The organism is Mesorhizobium sp. M3A.F.Ca.ET.080.04.2.1 (assembly GCF_003952525.1).
Taxonomy (GTDB): domain Bacteria; phylum Pseudomonadota; class Alphaproteobacteria; order Rhizobiales; family Rhizobiaceae; genus Mesorhizobium.
In genome coordinates this window covers 4715015-4732619 of record NZ_CP034451.1, presented here as the reverse complement: position 1 = coordinate 4732619, position 17605 = coordinate 4715015, and the positions used below count along the sequence as shown (strand labels likewise).

The window sequence follows — 17605 nt, the reverse complement described above, 5'->3', positions numbered from 1 at the left end:
GGAGCAGCGCAGCTATCCGGCCCTCGCGCCGTCTGGGGGTAAGCGCACAAAACAGCTTGACGGAAGTGCCGATTGCAGCCAGACTTTATTATTAGGAAAAAACAAGCCTGACAGGAAACAGGACCCCCGGCAAGGAGAAGCCGGCCCGCTGGGACACTCAAAACTCGAACAATGGGGATTCAAAGCCATGAGCGCTTTAACGGACACCTACACTGAAGGAGCCGCGGGGCAACTGCATAGAACCATTGACTGGCGAGGCGCCTTCTGGGTGGCAAGCGGCGTCCCCGCCCTCGTCCTGTTCTCGATTGGCGGCATTGCCGGGACGACCGGCAAGCTTGCCTTCCTGATCTGGACCGTGTCCATGATCATGGGTTTCATCCAGTCGTTCACCTATGCTGAAATCGCCGGTCTGTTTCCGAACAAATCCGGCGGCGCGTCGGTCTATGGCGCGACGGCGTGGCTGCGTTATTCGAAGTTGATCGCGCCGTTGTCGGTCTGGTGCAACTGGTTCGCGTGGTCGCCGGTGCTGTCGCTCGGCTGCTCCATCGCTGCAGCGTATATCCTCAACTCGCTGGCGCCGGTGCCGATCTTCACCGAGAACTCTCCGGAGGTCCTGGCCTACATCGGCGCCCACGCCGGCACGAGTGCCGCCGACGCCATTACGGCAGTGACGGCCGCCGCAACGCCTGCCGTCCGCAACTGGACGCTCTACAGTCACGTGCTCGGGCCTGTCAGCTTTTCGCTCAACGCTACCTTCTTCATCGGCGCGGTCCTGATGCTGATGATCTTCGCGATCCAGCATCGCGGCATTCTGGGGACCGCCAGCGTGCAGAAATACATTGGTCTGTTGGTGATCGTCCCGATGCTGATCGTCGGTGTCGTCCCGTTCTTCACCGGACAGATCAACTATGACAACTTCTCGCCGCTGGTGCCGCTCGCGGCCGCCTACGCGCCCGAACCCGGCACCTGGAACATCGCGGGATGGACGCTGGCGCTCGGCGGCATGTTTATCGCGGCCTGGTCGACCTACGGCTTCGAGACCGCGGTCTGCTACACGTCCGAATTCAAGAACCCTGGCACCGACACCTTCAAGGCCATCTTCTATTCCGGCCTGCTGTGCATGCTGCTGTTCATCCTGGTGCCCTTCACCTTCCAGGGCGTGCTGGGCCTGAACGGCATGCTGGCGACGCCGATCGTCGATGGCTCGGGCGTCGCAGACGCGCTGGCTGGCATGGTTGGCGGCGGCCAGTTGGTTCACGCCTTGCTGGTGATGCTGATGATCCTGGCACTGGTGCTCTGCATCATGACGGCGATGGCCGGGTCTTCGCGCACCCTCTACCAGGGTTCGGTCGATGGCTGGCTGCCGCGCTATCTCAGCCACGTCAACGAACACGGCGCGCCGACGCGTGCAATGTGGACCGACCTCTGCTTCAACCTGATCGTGCTGGCAATCGCTTCGGCCGACGCGACGAGCTTCTTCTTCATCCTGGCCGTGTCGAACTGCGGCTACATCATCTTCAACTTCCTCAACCTCAACTCCGGCTGGATCCACCGCATCGACAACGGCCATATCGATCGGCCCTGGAAGGCGCCGACCTGGCTGCTGGCGACCGGGGCGGTCTTCGCCTTCGTCAACGCCATGTTCATGGGTGCCGGGGCCAAGGTGTGGAACCCGATGGCATTGTGGGCTGGCCTGATTACCGCAGCGCTGATCATCCCGGTGTTCTGCTTCCGACACTACATCCAGGACGGTGGCAAGTTCCCGGACCACATGCTGGACGATCTCGGCATGAATTCCGCCGATCTCGCGACCAGGAAAGCTGGCATCCTGCCCTACCTGACGCTGGTGGCGGGTGTGGTCGTGGTGCTCATCGCCAACTGGTTCTTTGTTCTCTGAGCAGCACGGATTCAGCCACCGGCTGAACGGACAAAATCGCCTCCCGGACCGCGTTTACCCTGAACCGCGGTTGTTCAGCCACCGCCCTGCCCGCGCAGGCGGTGGCTTCTTTTTTGCACCGGCGACCGGCGTTTCCATCGAACGACCGCAACGCCGTATGCCGAATATCGGTGCGCGGTCGAACTTGCCCTCTGTGCAACTTTATTTCCTTATGGTAAAACCAGGGCGCAACAGAGATGTCTGATGGCGGTCCTCCCGGGAGCCTGCGAATGCGCATCTTCAGGATCGTTTCTGCCAAGGATTGGAGATGATGCCGATGAAACTGCCTGCCCTCCACGATGGACACTCGCCCATAACACTCCAGCAGGCCTTTCATGAGGCCCTTGAGGCGATCGAAACCAGCCCTGACGCCATCCACAGGCACCGCGTCTCGGTGGAAGGCCGGTGCTTTCCCGTCACCGAGGTTGTCTCGGCGATGCGCGATTGCACCGACCTCGTGCCGATGCGCACATCCGACGTTCTTGCCGTCCTGGCGCGCAGGCTGGATGCCCCGGCGCCTACGGGCAGAACCCATACCTATGGTGACTGGGCCGGGCTGGTTCAGCGCTATTGCCAGAACATGGTAGCGCCGGTCGAGTGGCAGGAAGGTCTGGCCTAGGCCGCCCCGCACATTCGAAATGGACAGAGGCGAAATTTCATTTTCTTCATATGAAATATTCTTTCCTTACAGTTGACTTGCCGCGCAAATGGTTGCAAGCTTTTTGCCAACCATATTGCGAGTTCGGCCGGCTGAGGGCATCGCATGATGTGCCGTTGGCATTCATTCCCAGGAGCGGAGAGAGGCAATGGCTGAGGTGATCGACGGCAAGGCGGCTGCCGCCAGCGTGATTGCAAAGGTGACAAGCGCGAGCAGCGACCTGGCTGCCTCCAGGAATGTAACGCCGGGCCTTGCGGTGATCATCGTCGGGGAGGATCCGGCAAGCCAGGTCTATGTAGCAGCGAAGTCGCGTACGGCGAAGGAATGCGGCTTCAATTCCCTGCAGCATACGCTGCCCGCCGATACCAGCGAAGCCTACCTGATCGACCTGATCGAGGTCTTGAACCGTGACCGGACGATCCATGGCATTCTGGTGCAGCTGCCGCTCCCAGGCCACATCGATGCAGGCAAGGTGATCCAGACGATTGCGCCGGAGAAGGACGTCGACGGCTTCCACTTCGTCAATGTCGGCAAGCTCGGCACTGGTGAGCTCGATACGGCTTTCGTTCCCTGCACACCTGCCGGTTCGATGCTGTTGATCGAGCGCGTGCACGGCAAGGATCTTTCGGGTCTAAACGCTGTCGTCGTGGGCCGCTCCAACATTGTTGGCAAGCCGATGGCGAACCTCTTGCTTGCCGCGAACGCCACGGTCACCGTCGCTCACAGCCGGACCAAAAATTTGCCCGAGCTCTGCCGTGGTGCCGACATCCTCGTCGCGGCTGTCGGCCGGCCGGAAATGATCAGGGGTGAATGGGTGAAGCCCGGAACCACGGTTATTGATGTCGGCATCAACCGCATCGCCGCGCCGGAGAAGGGCAACGGCAAGAACCGCCTGGTCGGCGACGTCGCCTATGCCGAGGCGGCGGACCACGCCGGCGCAATAACACCCGTACCCGGCGGCGTGGGCCCAATGACCATCGCATTGTTGATGGCCAACACGCTGACCTCGGCCTATCTCGCCAGCAACCTGCCGAGGCCACAGTTCTAGGTCCGGCAGCATACATTCCCGACAACCCGATCTTCGAGGCAATTCCCATGGCTGAATTCAAGTCCGACATCGAAATCGCGCGCGCCGCCAAGAAGAAGCAGATCCAGGAGATCGGCGCCAAGATCGGCATTCCGCACGAGCATCTTTTGCCCTATGGCCATGATAAGGCGAAGGTCTCGGCCGAGTTCATCAAGTCGGTGAAGGGCAACCGGGACGGCAAGCTGATCCTGGTCACCGCGATCAACCCGACGCCGGCCGGCGAGGGCAAGACCACGACCACGGTCGGCCTCGGCGACGGCCTGAACCGCATCGGCAAGAAGGCGATCGTGTGCATCCGCGAGGCCTCGCTCGGCCCGAACTTCGGCGTCAAGGGCGGCGCTGCCGGCGGCGGCCTGGCGCAGGTGGTGCCGATGGAGGACATGAACCTGCATTTCACCGGCGACTTCCACGCCATCACCACCGCCCACAACCTGCTGTCGGCGCTGATCGACAATCACATCTACTGGGGCAACGAGCTCGGCATCGACACCCGCCGCGTCGCCTGGCGCCGCGTCATGGACATGAACGACCGCGCGCTGCGCGAGATCATCTGCTCGCTCGGCGGCGTCGCCAACGGCTACCCGCGCGAGGCCGGCTTCGACATCACCGTCGCCTCCGAGGTGATGGCGATCCTGTGCCTGGCCACCGACCTCAAGGACCTCGAGAAGCGCCTCGGCGACATCATCGTCGCCTACCGCCGCGACAAGTCGCCGGTCTATGCCCGCGACCTCAAGGCCGACGGCGCCATGGCGGTGCTTTTGAAGGACGCCATGCAGCCCAACCTGGTGCAGACGCTGGAGAACAATCCGGCCTTCGTGCATGGCGGCCCGTTCGCCAACATCGCGCATGGCTGCAACTCGGTGGTCGCCACCACGACGGCGCTCAAGCTTGCCGACTACGTCGTCACCGAAGCCGGCTTCGGCGCCGACCTCGGCGCCGAGAAGTTCTTCGACATCAAGTGTCGCAAGGCGGGGCTGAAGCCGGCGGCGGCCGTCATCGTCGCCACCGTGCGGGCCATGAAGATGAATGGCGGCATCAAGAAGGAGGAGCTCGGCAAGGAGAACATCGAGGCGGTCAGGAAGGGCTGCCTCAACCTCGGCCGCCACATCGAGAACGTCAAGCAGTTCGGCGTGCCGGCGGTGGTGGCGATCAACCACTTCACCACCGACACCGAGGCCGAGGTCCAGGCGATGAAGGACTTCGTCAAGGCGCAGGGCGCCGAGGCGATCCTGTGCAAGCACTGGGCGCAGGGCTCGGCCGGCATTGAGGACCTGGCCAGGAAGGTGGTCGAGATCGCCGAATCCGGCGCTTCGCAGTTCTCGCCGCTCTATCCCGACGAGATGCCGCTGTTCGAGAAGGTCAACACCATCGTCAAGCGCATCTACCGCGGCGACGAGGCGATCGCCGACAAGTCGATCCGCGACCAGCTGCATGCCTGGGAGCAGGCCGGCTACGGCAAGCTGCCGGTGTGCATGGCCAAGACCCAGTATTCCTTCTCGACCGATCCCAACCTGCGCGGCGCGCCGACCGGCCACACCGTGCCGGTGCGCGAGGTCAGGCTGGCCGCCGGCGCCGGCTTCGTCGTCATCATCTGCGGCGAGGTCATGACCATGCCCGGCCTGCCCAAGGCGCCGTCCTCGGAAAAGATCTTCCTCAACGAGACCGGCCAGATCGAAGGCCTGTTCTAATTTAGGATCGGCTGACCTGACTGCCAAAGGGCGCCGCGGCAACGCGGCGCCCTTTTCGCATCCGAGACGCTCTGTCCCTCGTTCCAGACGGAGGCAGAACGATGGATTCGAACCGCTCGATGGTTGTGAGAGATGAACAGCTGCGCCTTGCGTTCGGCATCAAACGCGGGTCAGGAATGGGCGGATGTCGATGGCGCGGACGGATTGAGGCCGATTTGAACTCCCAAGGGAAGCCTCGGACTGGGAATTCCTTGGTGTCACCATGGGCTCTACCGATTGGCGGAAGGCCATCCGGTACCCCACGAGGCGATTGCCGTCAGAGCTGCAGCGGCCCTCAGCTTACCTTATCTCCGACATCCAAAGTGGACTGCAGGCCGAGTTTCCCTCACGCCTGGCGCGGTCCTCGGCCTTTCCAGATATATGGATCCTTCGGTTCGTGGTGGATAACGGCTTGTGCATTTGCTCCGGCTGAATGCCATCTTCGCGTGGGTCCATGCGCGAGAGGCGGTATTCAACGCAAATGCGGCGCCAAACGGCGCCGCATCCTGGAACATGTCTTGAAGGTGGGAGGACTTACACGTCCAGAGTGTTGTCGCGCTCCCATTGGGTGAAGTGCGATACGAAGGAGTTCCATTCCTGTTGCTTGAGCTTCAGATAGGCGGATGAGAACTCTTCACCCATTGCTGCCTTCAACGATTTGTCCTTGTCATAGGCGCGCAGAGCATCCAGCAGATTAAGAGGCAACTTGGCGCCGTGCTTGATGGTGTGACCTTCCTTGTACATGTCGACATCGCTGCGCGGCCCCGGATCGGCCTTGGAGCGGATGCCGTCGAGGCCGGCGGCGATGATCACCGCCTGCAGCAGATAGGGGTTGGCGGCGCCGTCCGGCAGGCGCAGCTCGAAGCGGCCGGGGCCGGGCACGCGCACCATGTGGGTGCGGTTGTTGCCGGTCCAGGTCACCGTGTTCGGCGCCCAGGTCGCGCCCGAGATCGTGCGCGGCGCGTTGATGCGCTTGTAGGAATTGACCGTCGGATTGGTGATCGCGGCAAGCGCCGAAGCGTGCTTCATGATGCCGCCAAGGAAGTGCTTGCCTTGTTCGGACAGCCCAAGGGGCATGCTTTTGTCGGCGAACGCGTTGGACTGACCTGCCAGATCCCAAACAGAAATATGGGCATGGCAGCCATTGCCGGTCAGCCCCTGGAAGGGCTTAGGCATGAAGGTCGCGCGCAGGCCATGTTTCTCGGCGATCGAGCGCACCATGAACTTGAAGAAGGAATGCTTGTCGGCCGTCGCCAGCACGTTGTCGAAGGCCCAGTTCATCTCGAACTGGCCGTTGGCGTCCTCGTGGTCGTTCTGATACGGGCCCCAGCCGAGCGACAGCATGGCATCGCAGATCTCGGCGATGACGTCGTAGCGGCGCATGACCGCCTGCTGGTCGTAGCAGGATTTTGACGCCGTATCGTATTCGTCTGAAATCTGCTTGCCATCCGGGGTGACAAGGAAGAATTCCGGCTCGACGCCGGTCTTGACCGACATCCCAAGTTCCGCAGCCTCGGCGACCAGCCGCTTCAGCGTGTTGCGCGGCGCCTGGGCGACGCTCTTGCCTTCCATGAGGCAGTCGGAAGCCAGCCATGCAACGTCCGGCTTCCACGGTAGCTGAATGACCGAGGACGCATCCGGCACCGCCAGCATGTCGGGATGCGCCGGCGTCAGGTCGAGCCAGGTGGCGAAGCCGGCAAAGCCGGCACCGTCCTTCTGCATGTCGGCGATCGCCTGCGCCGGCACCAGCTTGGCGCGCTGCCCACCGAACAGGTCGGTGTAGGAGATCATGAAATACTTGACGCCCCGTGCCGCAGCGAATTCCCGCAGATCGCTCATCCCGGCGTCTACATTCGTATCGACCATCTTGTTCATTGCGATTCCCCTGTGCGGCGCCAGACGATTTCTTTCTCTGGCGCCTCGTTGACGTTTTCGTTCTCTTGGGACGGCTGGCTGTCCTTAAAGACCTCCCTTCCCCGGGATCCAGCTGGTGCCGGCGAGCGGCACGCCGGCCATGGCGGCGGCTTCGATGGAGAGCGCGACGAGATCCTCGGGCTCGAGATTGTGCAGGCTGTTCTTGCCGCAGGCGCGGGCAATGGTCTGCGCCTCGAGCGTCATCACCTTGAGGTAGTTCGCCAGCCGCCGTCCGGCGGCGATCGGGTCGACCCGCTTCATCAATTCGGGGTCCTGCGTGGTGATGCCGGCCGGGTCGCGGCCCTCGTGCCAGTCGTCATAGGCGCCGGCCGTGCTGCCGAGCGCGTTGTAGTCGGCTTCCCAGCGCGGATCGTTGTCGCCGAGCGCGACCAGCGCCGCGGTGCCGATCGAAACCGCGTCGACGCCGAGCGCCAGCGCCTTGGCGACGTCGGCGCCGTTGCGGATGCCGCCGGAGACGATCAGCTGCACCTTGCGGTGCATGCCGAGGTCCTGCAGCGCCTGCACCGCCGGCCGGATGCAGGCCAGCGTCGGCTGGCCGACATTCTCGATGAACACTTCCTGCGTCGCCGCCGTGCCGCCCTGCATGCCGTCGACGACGACGACGTCGGCGCCGGCCTTCACCGCAAGCGCGGTGTCGTAATAGGGCCGTGCCCCGCCGACCTTGACATAGATCGGCTTTTCCCAGTCGGTGATCTCGCGCAGTTCCAGGATCTTGATCTCGAGATCGTCCGGCCCGGTCCAGTCGGGATGGCGACAGGCCGAGCGCTGGTCGATGCCCTTGGGCAGCGTGCGCATCTCGGCGACGCGGTCGGAGATCTTCTGGCCGAGCAGCATGCCGCCGCCGCCGGGCTTGGCGCCCTGGCCGACGACCACCTCGATGGCGTCGGCGCGGCGCAGGTCGCGCGGGTTCATGCCGTAGCGCGACGGCAGGTACTGGTAGACCAGCTGCTTGGAATGGCCGCGCTCTTCCTCGGTCATGCCGCCGTCGCCGGTGGTGGTCGAGGTGCCGGAGAGCGTGGCGCCGCGGCCGAGCGCCTCCTTGGCCGGGCCCGACAGCGAGCCGAAGCTCATGCCGGCGATGGTGATCGGGATCTTCAATTCGATCGGCTTCCTGGCGTGGCGCGTGCCGAGCACCACCGAGGTGTCGCAGCGCTCGCGATAGCCTTCCAGCGGATAGCGCGAGATCGAGGCGCCGAGGAACAGCAGGTCGTCGAAATGCGGCAGCTTGCGCTTGGCGCCGGCGCCGCGGATGTCATAGATGCCGGTCGCTGCCGCGCGGCGGATCTCGGAAAGCGTGTAGTCGTCGAAGGTCGCGGATTTGCGCGGCGTCGTCGGCGGATTGTGATAGGTCATTTTGATGGGTCCCTCTCAATACGCGTCGGCGTTGTCGATGTTGAAGTTGTAGAGCGTGCGGGCCGAGCCGTAGCGCTTGAATTCCGCCGCCTTGACGCCGGTCACGCCGGCCCTGTCGAGCAGGCCCTGCAACAGTTCGAGGTGCTCCGGCCGCATCTCCTTGGCGATGCAGTCGGCGCCCAGGCTGCCGACCTTGCCGCGCACGAACAGCCGCGCCTCGTAGATGGAATCGCCGAGCGCATCGCCGGCATCGCCCAGCACCACCAGATTGCCCGACTGCGCCATGAACGCCGACATGTGGCCGACATTGCCGTGCACGACGATGTCGATGCCCTTCATCGAGATGCCGCAGCGCGAGGAGGCGTTGCCCTCGATGACCAGCAGCCCGCCGCGGCCGGTGGCGCCGGCATACTGGCTGGCGTCGCCTTTGACCACGATCGAGCCCGACATCATGTTCTCGCCGACGCCGGGCCCGGCCGAGCCATGCACGGTGATCGCGCCGCCGGCATTCATGCCGCCGCAATAATAGCCGACGCTGCCGCGCACATCGACGGCGACCGGCTGGTCGACGCCGACGGCGACGGAATGGCTGCCTTTCGGGTTGAGCACCTCCCACGCGGTCTCGTTCGAGCCGGGGGTCAGTTGATGAAGCGCCTGGTTGAGCTCGCGCAGCGACCTTTTTGCGAGATCAAAGACACGCTCGGGAAAGTCCACCTCACGCGCCGGCGCGGTGGCCACATTCGAAATATTCATGATGCTCAATGCTCCCAGAAATAGACGGTTGCAGGTTCCGGTTCCCAGACTTTGGCGTTCTCGATCCCGGGCAGATTTGCGAGCGCCCGATATTCGGAGCCGAAGGCGACATACTGTTCGGTTTCGGCCATCACCGCCGGCTTGCAGGCGATCGGATCGCGCACCACGCCGAAGCCGTTCTTGGTGCCGACGACGAAGGTGTAGAAACCGTCGAGGTCGGACAGCGTGCCCTCCAGCGCCTCGCCGAGTTTCTTGCCATGCGCCATTCTGTTGGAGAGATAGGCGGCCGCCACCTCAGTGTCGTTCTCGGTCTCGAATTTCATGCCCTCGCGCACCAGCTCGCGGCGGACATTGTTGTGGTTGGACAGCGATCCATTGTGCACCAGGCACTGGTCGGCGCCGGTCGAGAACGGGTGGGCGCCCAGTGTGGTCACCGCCGATTCCGTCGCCATGCGGGTGTGGCCGATGCCGTGCGTGCCGGTCATCGAGCGCACGTCGAAGCGTTCCACCACGGCTTCCGGAAGGCCGACCTCCTTGTAGATCTCGATCGATTGGCCCGCCCCCATGACCCGCAAGCTGGGACGCAGTTCAAGCAGTGCGGCGCGCGCCTCCTCCGCTTTGGCCAGCGGCACGTCCAACACCGCATGCGTGGACTTGATGGTCGCCGATATCTTGGCGCCGATCTTGTTGCCGAGATCGGTAGCCAGTTCCGGAAAGTCGCGGGACGGCGACGGCGATTGGACTGTGATCTTGGCACGGTCCTTCTGGCCGCCTCCGTAGATAGCGATGCCGGCGCTGTCTGGCCCGCGGTCGGTCAGCAGGACCAGCATCTCCGACAGCATCGAGCCAAGCTTGGGCTCAAGTGCCTTGTCCTTCAAGAAAAGTCCGACAATTCCACACATCACATCACCTCGCGACGGTTGCAGCCTGATGCGAAAGACGTAGCAGCTTCACAGCAGGAACTCAACTGGTATGAATTTTTTTTTCCTGAAAAGAAAGGAGCGGCCGATTTCGCGGCGCAATGGCGCGCCAGCCGCCGGCCGCAGGCGCTGCAGCGGTGCTGTCGGGCTTGGAAAAGGGAGGAGTCGGACGGCAGCTCGGCAACGCGATCGGCCGAAATCTGAAGCCGCAACTCGCACTGCATGTCGCGCAAAACTGTGCAGCGGTTTTGCCAAAACGACATGCATAAAGACAAAGACCTAAAAGCGCGTGTCGCCTAGGCGGTCAGTCGGAGCAGGCCGATCCGGATCGGTCGTTCCAAATCACCCTCAGTGAAATGAGTCGGCACCAGAGAATCTGTCTTGTCTAGTCGCCGTTGCTCTGGCGGTAGGAAATGATGGACAGGTAGCGGATCGGCAGCTTTGTCAGTTCCTCCGGACCATGCGGGGCATCCGCGTCGAAGAACAGGCTATCGCCGGGAAGCATCCGATAAAGATTGCTCCCGTGGCGATAAACGACTTCGCCCTCCAGCATGTAGAGAAACTCCATCCCATCGTGCTGGAATGTCGGAAACACATCCGAGTCCTCGGTGAGCGTGATCAGGTACGGCTCGACCAGGACACCGGCGGTATTTGATGCAATATATCCAAGCAGATTGTACTGGTGTCCGGCGCGCGTTCCGCGGCGTTCTACATCCAAACCCTCGCCCGCTTTGACGAAGACGCCCTTGCGATCTTCCTCATAGCGCCGCAGGAATGCGGTCAGCGGCACACCAAGCGCGCGCGACAATGTCTGCAACGTTGTCAGCGACGGCGACGTGATTCCATTCTCGATCTTGGACAGCATACCCAGGGAGAGATTGGTCGTCGCCGCCAGATCAGCCACGGTTATTCCAAGCTTTTTCCGAAACGCACGCACCTCATGGCCGATCGCGACTTCGAGTACCTTTTCGCGCGTATCCTTTACGGCATGCGGATTCTGCTTAAGCGGGGAAACCCTGGCAAGAGAGCGGTCCGCCCTGCGTGTCTCAGCGTTCGCGCTTTCCTGCGCCGGCTTCCTTCTCGACTTCTTCGCCGCCATAGCTCCGCCTATTCGGTTCGCCACTGTTTTTACCCACAGTAAACAGAGGCTGAACCGGATGCAACCGGAAGGGGGCAGATGCGACGAATGTTACCGCATCAAGAATATCTGCGGGTCAGCAACATGAGTGCCGGTCGCGCCCGTGAACGGCAGGTCTCCTGCCGGCGCGAAGCGCAGGGCCATACACGCCGCTTCATTCATGATCTCTCACCATGCGCCATCACACGCAAAACCGCCGGACGGTTCCGGCGATTCGCGATGCTGGCGAGTTCAGGCGCCTTGGGCTGAAGGCGGGCTTAGGCCGCCTTCAGCCTCTGTTCCAGCACATTGGCGACGGTCGGACCGAAATCCGCCGGCGTGGGCACAATTGTGACCCCGGCACCGCGCAGGATCTCGACCTTTTCCTGCGCCGATTCGCCGAAGGCCGAGATGATCGCGCCGGCATGGCCCATGCGGCGGCCCTTCGGCGCGGACAAGCCCGCGATGTAGGCGATCAGCGGCTTGCGCATGTTGTCGCGCGCCCAGAGCGCGGCTTCGGCCTCCTGCGGGCCGCCGATCTCGCCGATCATCACCACGGCGTCGGTGTCCTCGTCCTGCTCGAACAGTTGCAGAATGTCCTTGAAGGAGGAGCCGTTGATCGGGTCGCCGCCGATGCCGACGCTGGTCGACACGCCGATGCCGAGCGCCTTCATCTGCGAGGCGGCCTCGTAGCCGAGCGTGCCGGAGCGGCCGACGATGCCGACGCGGCCGGGCAGGTAGATGCTGCCCGGCATGATGCCCATCAGCGCCTGGCCGGGGGTGATCACCCCGGCGCAGTTCGGCCCGACGAGGCGCATGCGGTCCTCGAAGCGGTAGCGGCGCATGTAGCGCTTGACCTGCATCATGTCCTGCGAGGGGATGCCGTCGGTGATGCACACGCACAGCTTGATGCCGGCGTCGGCCGCCTCCATGATCGAATCGGCGGCGAAGGGCGGCGGCACGAAGACGATGCTGGCCTCGGCGCGGGTCTCGCGCACCGCGCCCTTGACGGTGTTGAAGACGGGGAGGCCGAGATGGCTCTGGCCGCCCTTGCCGGGGGTGACGCCGCCGACCAGCCTGGTGCCGTAGCGCTTCATGTCCTCGGCATGGAAGCTGCCGATCTTGCCGGTGAAGCCCTGCACGATGACGCGGGTGCTGCGGTTGAGCAGAATTGCCATTTCTCGACCTCCCTCAGGCTGCTTTTTTCTTGGCGGCTTCGCGCCAGGCGGCGACCGCCTTCTCGGCGGCTTCGGCCAGCGTGTCGGCGACGATCACCGCCTCGCCGGACTCGGCCAGGATCTTGCGCCCTTCCTCGACCTTGGTGCCGGACAGCCGCACCACCAGCGGCACCTCGACGCCGACCTCGCGGATCGCCTTGATGACGCCCTCGGCGACCCAGTCGCAGCGGTTGATGCCGGCGAAGATGTTGACCAGGATGGTCTCGACATTCTTGTCGCCGAGCACGGCGCGGAACGATTTGGCGACCCGCTCGGGCGAGGCGCCGCCGCCGATGTCGAGGAAGTTGGCCGGCTCGCCGCCGGCGATCTTGATCATGTCCATCGTCGCCATCGCCAGCCCGGCGCCGTTGATGATGCAGCCGATGTTGCCGTCGAGCCCGACATAGGACAGGCCGCGGTCGCTGGCGAAGGTCTCGCGCGGGTCCTCCTGGCTCTTGTCGCGCAGCTCCGAGATCTCCGGGCGGCGGAACAGCGCGTTCTCGTCGAACGACATCTTGGCGTCGAGCGCGACCAGATTGCCGTCGCGGGTCACCACCAGCGGATTGATCTCCAGCATCGAGGCGTCGTAATCGCGGAACACCTGGTAGCAGCCCATGATGGTTTCGGTGGCCTTGCCGATCAGGTTGCTTTCCAGGCCGAGGCCGAAGGCGATCTCGCGCGCCTGGAACTGCTGCATGCCGACGCCGGGATCGACGGTGGCGCGGATGATCGAATCCGGCTGCCGCTCGGCGATCTCCTCGATCTCCATGCCGCCGGCGGCCGAGGCGACGATCATGACCCGCTCGGCCTTGCGGTCGAGCACGAAGCCGAGATAGAGCTCCTGCGCGATGTTGACCGTCTCCTCGACATAGAGCCGCGACACCAGCTTGCCGCGCGGGCCGGTCTGCTGGGTCACCAGCTTGCGCCCGAGCATGGCTTCGGCGGCGTTGGCGATCTCCTCGTCATTGGAACACAGCTTGATGCCGCCGGCCTTGCCGCGCGCGCCGGAATGGACCTGCGCCTTCACCACCCATTTCGAGCCGCCGATCTCGCGCGCCCGGTAGGTCGCCTGCTCGGGGCTGTAGGCGAGCCCGCCGCGCGGCACATGCACGCCGTGGCGGGCGAGCAGTTCCTTGGCCTGGTATTCGTGAATGTCCATCTTGTCCTCCTGGGAATCTCAATGCGCCTGGCCGGGCGCCGCGCCATGGCCTTGGCCGGCGCGCTCGATCGCCTCGCTCACCACCAGCACGTTGCGCGCCATGCGCTCGGAGGCGGCGTCGATCATCTTGCCGTCGAGCGCGGCCGCGCCCTTGCCGAGCGCCTCGGCCTCCTTCAGCACCTCGAGGATGCGGCGGGCGCGCGCGACCTCCTTTTCCGGCGGCGAGAACACCTCGTTGGCCAAAGCGATCTGCGAGGGGTGGATCGCCCATTTGCCTTCGATGCCGAGCGCGGCGGCGCGCCTTGCGGCGGCCGTGTAGCCTTGCGGATCGGAGAAGTCGCCGAACGGTCCGTCGATGGCGCGAAGCCCGTAGGCGCGGCAGGCCACCGTCATGCGCGACAGCGCGAAGTGCCATTGGTCGCCGGGATAGTCGGGATTGAGCCCGCCGATGTTGACGGTGCGCGCCTTGGTGCTGGCGGCATAGTCGGCGACGCCGAAATGCATCGCCTCCAGCCGGCCGGGGGTGGCCGCGATCGCCTCGACATTGGCCATGCCGAGCGCGGTCTCGATCAGCGCCTCGAGGCCGACGCGGGTCTTGTAACCCTTGGCCATCTCGATCTGGTTGACCATCGCCTCGACCATGTAGAGGTCGGCCGGCACGCCGACCTTCGGCACCAGGATGGTGTCCAGCTTGTCGCCGGCCTGTTCCATGATGTCGACGACGTCGCGGTACATGTAATGGGTGTCGAGGCCGTTGATGCGCACCGACACGGTCTTGCCCTTGGCGCGCCAGTCGATGTCGTTGAGCGCCTGGATGATGTTGTTGCGGGCGCGCTCCTTGTCGGGCGGCGCCACCGCGTCCTCGATGTCGAGGAAGATGAAGTCGGCGGCGCTGCTGGCCGCCTTGTCGATCATCTCCGGGTTCGAGCCCGGCACCGCCAGCTCGCTGCGCTGCAGTCTCAGTTTCTTGAGGTGGTTGATGGTGTGGCTCATGGCTCGTCCCTCACGCTGCCCGGGCGACCGGCATTTCGGCCGTGCGCCGGAAATGCTCGATCGCCGCCGCCACGCCCGAGCCCGGCGCCAGGCGCACGCCGCAGTCGAGCAGCGCCATTTCGGCCGCCGACAGCGAGGCGCAGACCATCACCTCGTTCAGCCAGCCGAGATGGCCGATGCGGAAGACCTTGCCGGCCACCTTGTTGAGGCCGCCGCCGAGCGAGGTCTGGTAGGCGCCGTGGGCGCGCTTGACGACGTCGGCGCTGTCGATGCCTTCCGGCACCAGGATGGCGCTGACGGTGTCGGAATGCCATTGCGGCGCCTTGGCGCACAGCTTCAGCCCCCAGGCCTCGACCGCCTTGCGCACGCCCTCGGCCAGGCGATGGTGGCGGGCGAAGATGGTCTCCAGCCCTTCCTCGGCGATCAGGTCGAGCGAGGCGCGCAGGCCGCGCAGCAATTGCGTGGCCGGCGTATAGGGGAAGTAGCCGGCATCGTTGACGCGGATCATGTCCTCGAAGGAGAAGTAGCAGCGCCGGTGGGTGGCGACGCGCGCCGCGGCGAGCGCCTTCGGGCTGACCGACAGGAAGCCGAGGCCGGCGGGCAGCATGAAGCCCTTCTGCGAGCCGCTGACGGCGCAGTCGACGCGCCATTCCTCCTGGCGGAAGTCGATCGAGCCGATCGACGACACGCCGTCGACGAACAAAAGCGCCGGATGGTTTGCCGCATCGAGCGCGGCGCGGCAGCCGGCGACGTCGCTGGTGACGCCGGTCGCGGTCTCGTTTTGGGTGCAGAACACCGCCTTGATGCGATGCGCCTTGTCGGCGCGAAGCCTCTCGGCATAGAGATCGAGCGGAACCCCGGTGCCCCATTCGCAGTCGATGACGTCGACCTCGAAGCCGAGGCGCTCGGCCATGTCGACCCACAGATGCGAGAACTGGCCGAAGCGCGACATCAGCACCCGGTCGCCGGGGCTGAGCACATTGGTCATCGCCGCTTCCCAGGCGCCGGTGCCGGACGAGGGGAAGATGAAGACGCGGCCGGTCTCGTTCTTGAACACGCGTTTGATGTCCTCGAACAGCGGCAAGGTCAGGTTGGGAAACGAGGCGGCGCGCATGTCTTCCATCGGCAGGTTCATCGCCTGCCGCACCTCTTCGGGAATGTTGGTGGGCCCCGGGATGAAAAGATGGGTGTAACCGGCCATGAAATCCTCCTCGACAAGCGGCTGACCCGCGATTGCCATGCGAGCAAGCATCAAGCGATGCCCAACGACCAACAACACCTGTGCGGATAGAAAATGATCCCCGAGCCGGATAGGTTTTCCCCTACCCGGCCGGAGGGTCTGCGCTTCGAGAGTCGAACGAAGCCGTCAGTCGCTTTCTGATGCCATGCTGCGGAACCTGCCCGGCATGTCCGAAATGGAAGGGTGGTCGTCCGAAATCGACGTGGCGGATCGGCCTAGATAGCTGAAAATGCAACGAAATTATAGGAAGAGGAAGCGATGCGCTACTCCGGCTTCAAAGTCATTGCTGAGGCGCTGACGGGTCACCGCGGCTGGAAGCCGGTGTGGCGCGAACCGCAGCCGAAGCCGAGCTACGACATCGTGGTGATCGGCGGAGGCGGGCATGGGCTCGCCACGGCATACTACCTTGCCAAGGAGTTCGGCGAGGCAAATGTGGCGGTCCTCGAGAAGGGTTGGATCGGGGGCGGCAATGTCGGCCGCAACACCACCATCATCCGTTCCAACTACCTTTTGCCCGGCAACGAGCCTTTCTACGAATTCTCCATGAAGCTTTGGGAAGGGCTCGAGCAGGACTTCAACTACAACGCCATGGTCAGCCAGCGTGGCGTGCTGAATCTCTGCCATACGGACGCACAGCGGGATGCTTTTACCCGCCGCGGCAACGCCATGCGGCTGCACGGGGTGGACGCGGTGCTGCTCGACCGGGACGGCGTGCGCAAGATCGCGCCGTTTCTCAACTTCGACAATGCCCGTTTCCCTATCAAAGGCGGGCTGCTGCAACCGCGCGGCGGCACGGTACGCCACGACGCGGTCGCCTGGGGCTATGCGCGCGGCGCCGACCTGCACGGCGTTGACATAATACAGAACTGCGAGGTCACCGGCTTCCGGATCGAAAACGGCAAGTGCCTGGGCGTCGAGACCACGCGCGGTTTCATCGGCGCCAAGAAGGTTGGCTGCGCGGTCGCCGGCGCCTCATCGCAGGTGATGGCAAAAGCTGGGATGCGTCTGCCGATCGAAAGCCACGTTTTGCAGGCTTTTGTCTCGGAGGGACTGAAGCCGCTTCTGCCTGGCGTGATAACCTACGGAGCCGGTCATTTCTATGTCAGCCAATCCGACAAGGGCGGCCTCGTGTTTGGCGGCGACATCGACGGTTATAATTCCTACGCCCAGCGCGGCAATCTTCCCGTGATCGAGGACGTCTGTGAAGGCGGGATGAGCCTGATGCCGATGATCGGGCGAGCCCGGCTGCTTCGCAGCTGGGGCGGCATCATGGACATGTCGATGGACGGTTCGCCCATCATCGACCGGACCGACATACAAGGTCTCTATTTCAACGGCGGCTGGTGCTATGGCGGTTTCAAGGCCACGCCTGCATCCGGCTGGTGCTTCGCGCACCTGCTCGCCACCGACATGCCGCATCTCCACGCCGCAGCCTATCGCCTGGACCGGTTCCGCAAGGGGCTGATGATCGACGAAAAGGGCATGGGCGCCCAACCGAACCTGCATTGAG

At 64.0% G+C, this 17605-nt stretch carries 14 protein-coding genes; 5 read left to right on the top strand and 9 right to left on the bottom strand.

The features are described 5' to 3' along the window. The first annotated feature begins 187 nt into the window (after nucleotides 1–187). The 4 genes from EJ074_RS22570 (at nucleotide 188) to EJ074_RS22555 (ending at nucleotide 5369) form a co-directional block, all read left to right on the top strand. Nucleotides 188–1897: an APC family permease gene (locus EJ074_RS22570; protein WP_095809535.1), complete on the top strand. Its 1710-nt coding sequence runs from the start codon at nucleotides 188–190 to the stop codon at nucleotides 1895–1897. A 316-nt stretch (nucleotides 1898–2213) separates the two neighbouring features. After that, nucleotides 2214–2555 carry a hypothetical protein gene (locus EJ074_RS22565; protein WP_129553807.1) on the top strand — a complete coding sequence of 114 codons (342 nt, stop codon included), beginning with the start codon at nucleotides 2214–2216 and terminating at the stop codon, nucleotides 2553–2555. A 187-nt stretch (nucleotides 2556–2742) separates the two neighbouring features. Next, nucleotides 2743–3642: a bifunctional methylenetetrahydrofolate dehydrogenase/methenyltetrahydrofolate cyclohydrolase gene (locus tag EJ074_RS22560; RefSeq protein WP_095809537.1), complete on the top strand. Its 900-nt coding sequence runs from the start codon at nucleotides 2743–2745 to the stop codon at nucleotides 3640–3642. Nucleotides 3643–3689: 47 nt separating this feature from the next. Beyond that, complete coding sequence (locus EJ074_RS22555; RefSeq protein ID WP_129553806.1) at nucleotides 3690–5369, top strand: formate--tetrahydrofolate ligase; 1680 nt, start codon at nucleotides 3690–3692, stop codon at nucleotides 5367–5369. A 573-nt stretch (nucleotides 5370–5942) separates the two neighbouring features. Here the strand turns inward: EJ074_RS22555 and glnT are convergent. The 9 genes from glnT to EJ074_RS22510 all read right to left on the bottom strand — a co-directional run bounded on the left by glnT (nucleotide 5943) and on the right by EJ074_RS22510 (nucleotide 16056). Beyond that, nucleotides 5943–7247: a type III glutamate--ammonia ligase gene (glnT, locus tag EJ074_RS22550; RefSeq protein ID WP_095809614.1), complete on the bottom strand. Its 1305-nt coding sequence runs from the start codon at nucleotides 7245–7247 to the stop codon at nucleotides 5943–5945. 120 nt (nucleotides 7248–7367) lie between these two features. Further along, complete coding sequence (locus EJ074_RS22545) at nucleotides 7368–8696, bottom strand: FMN-binding glutamate synthase family protein (RefSeq protein WP_129553134.1); 1329 nt, start codon at nucleotides 8694–8696, stop codon at nucleotides 7368–7370. Between the two features lie 15 nt (nucleotides 8697–8711). Further along, nucleotides 8712–9449 carry a GXGXG domain-containing protein gene (locus tag EJ074_RS22540; RefSeq protein WP_095809610.1) on the bottom strand — a complete coding sequence of 246 codons (738 nt, stop codon included), beginning with the start codon at nucleotides 9447–9449 and terminating at the stop codon, nucleotides 8712–8714. Between the two features lie 5 nt (nucleotides 9450–9454). Further along, nucleotides 9455–10351 (bottom strand): glutamine amidotransferase family protein, encoded by an 897-nt coding sequence (locus EJ074_RS22535; RefSeq protein WP_129553805.1) that lies wholly within the window; start codon nucleotides 10349–10351, stop codon nucleotides 9455–9457. A gap of 403 nt (nucleotides 10352–10754) precedes the next feature. After that, entirely contained in the window at nucleotides 10755–11468 is a 714-nt protein-coding gene (locus EJ074_RS22530; RefSeq protein WP_095809615.1) for an XRE family transcriptional regulator, read from the bottom strand. A 296-nt stretch (nucleotides 11469–11764) separates the two neighbouring features. Further along, complete coding sequence (gene sucD, locus EJ074_RS22525) at nucleotides 11765–12664, bottom strand: succinate--CoA ligase subunit alpha (RefSeq protein ID WP_129553804.1); 900 nt, start codon at nucleotides 12662–12664, stop codon at nucleotides 11765–11767. Between the two features lie 13 nt (nucleotides 12665–12677). Then, a complete protein-coding gene (locus tag EJ074_RS22520; RefSeq protein ID WP_095809605.1) occupies nucleotides 12678–13862 on the bottom strand; it encodes a malate--CoA ligase subunit beta in 1185 nt (394 codons plus the stop codon). 18 nt (nucleotides 13863–13880) lie between these two features. Further along, nucleotides 13881–14855 carry a CoA ester lyase gene (locus tag EJ074_RS22515; protein WP_095809604.1) on the bottom strand — a complete coding sequence of 325 codons (975 nt, stop codon included), beginning with the start codon at nucleotides 14853–14855 and terminating at the stop codon, nucleotides 13881–13883. A 10-nt stretch (nucleotides 14856–14865) separates the two neighbouring features. After that, nucleotides 14866–16056: an aminotransferase class V-fold PLP-dependent enzyme gene (locus EJ074_RS22510; RefSeq protein WP_129553803.1), complete on the bottom strand. Its 1191-nt coding sequence runs from the start codon at nucleotides 16054–16056 to the stop codon at nucleotides 14866–14868. A gap of 297 nt (nucleotides 16057–16353) precedes the next feature. Between EJ074_RS22510 and EJ074_RS22505 the strand changes: the two genes are divergently transcribed. After that, the gene (locus tag EJ074_RS22505) at nucleotides 16354–17604 is read left to right on the top strand and encodes a sarcosine oxidase subunit beta family protein (protein ID WP_095804261.1); all 1251 of its coding nucleotides are present in this window, start codon (nucleotides 16354–16356) and stop codon (nucleotides 17602–17604) included. Nucleotide 17605 lies beyond the last annotated feature (1 nt).

Coding starts and splice junctions, on each gene's coding strand:
- EJ074_RS22565 (WP_129553807.1), top strand. CDS start 2,214: ATGAAACTGCCTGCCCTCCACGATGGACACTCGCCCATAACACTCCAG.
- EJ074_RS22570 (WP_095809535.1), top strand. CDS start 188: ATGAGCGCTTTAACGGACACCTACACTGAAGGAGCCGCGGGGCAACTG.
- glnT (WP_095809614.1), bottom strand. CDS start 7,247: ATGAGCGATCTGCGGGAATTCGCTGCGGCACGGGGCGTCAAGTATTTC.
- EJ074_RS22555 (WP_129553806.1), top strand. CDS start 3,690: ATGGCTGAATTCAAGTCCGACATCGAAATCGCGCGCGCCGCCAAGAAG.
- EJ074_RS22560 (WP_095809537.1), top strand. CDS start 2,743: ATGGCTGAGGTGATCGACGGCAAGGCGGCTGCCGCCAGCGTGATTGCA.
- EJ074_RS22540 (WP_095809610.1), bottom strand. CDS start 9,449: ATGAATATTTCGAATGTGGCCACCGCGCCGGCGCGTGAGGTGGACTTT.
- EJ074_RS22535 (WP_129553805.1), bottom strand. CDS start 10,351: ATGTGTGGAATTGTCGGACTTTTCTTGAAGGACAAGGCACTTGAGCCC.
- EJ074_RS22505 (WP_095804261.1), top strand. CDS start 16,354: ATGCGCTACTCCGGCTTCAAAGTCATTGCTGAGGCGCTGACGGGTCAC.
- EJ074_RS22510 (WP_129553803.1), bottom strand. CDS start 16,056: ATGGCCGGTTACACCCATCTTTTCATCCCGGGGCCCACCAACATTCCC.
- EJ074_RS22530 (WP_095809615.1), bottom strand. CDS start 11,468: ATGGCGGCGAAGAAGTCGAGAAGGAAGCCGGCGCAGGAAAGCGCGAAC.
- sucD (WP_129553804.1), bottom strand. CDS start 12,664: ATGGCAATTCTGCTCAACCGCAGCACCCGCGTCATCGTGCAGGGCTTC.
- EJ074_RS22515 (WP_095809604.1), bottom strand. CDS start 14,855: ATGAGCCACACCATCAACCACCTCAAGAAACTGAGACTGCAGCGCAGC.
- EJ074_RS22545 (WP_129553134.1), bottom strand. CDS start 8,696: ATGACCTATCACAATCCGCCGACGACGCCGCGCAAATCCGCGACCTTC.
- EJ074_RS22520 (WP_095809605.1), bottom strand. CDS start 13,862: ATGGACATTCACGAATACCAGGCCAAGGAACTGCTCGCCCGCCACGGC.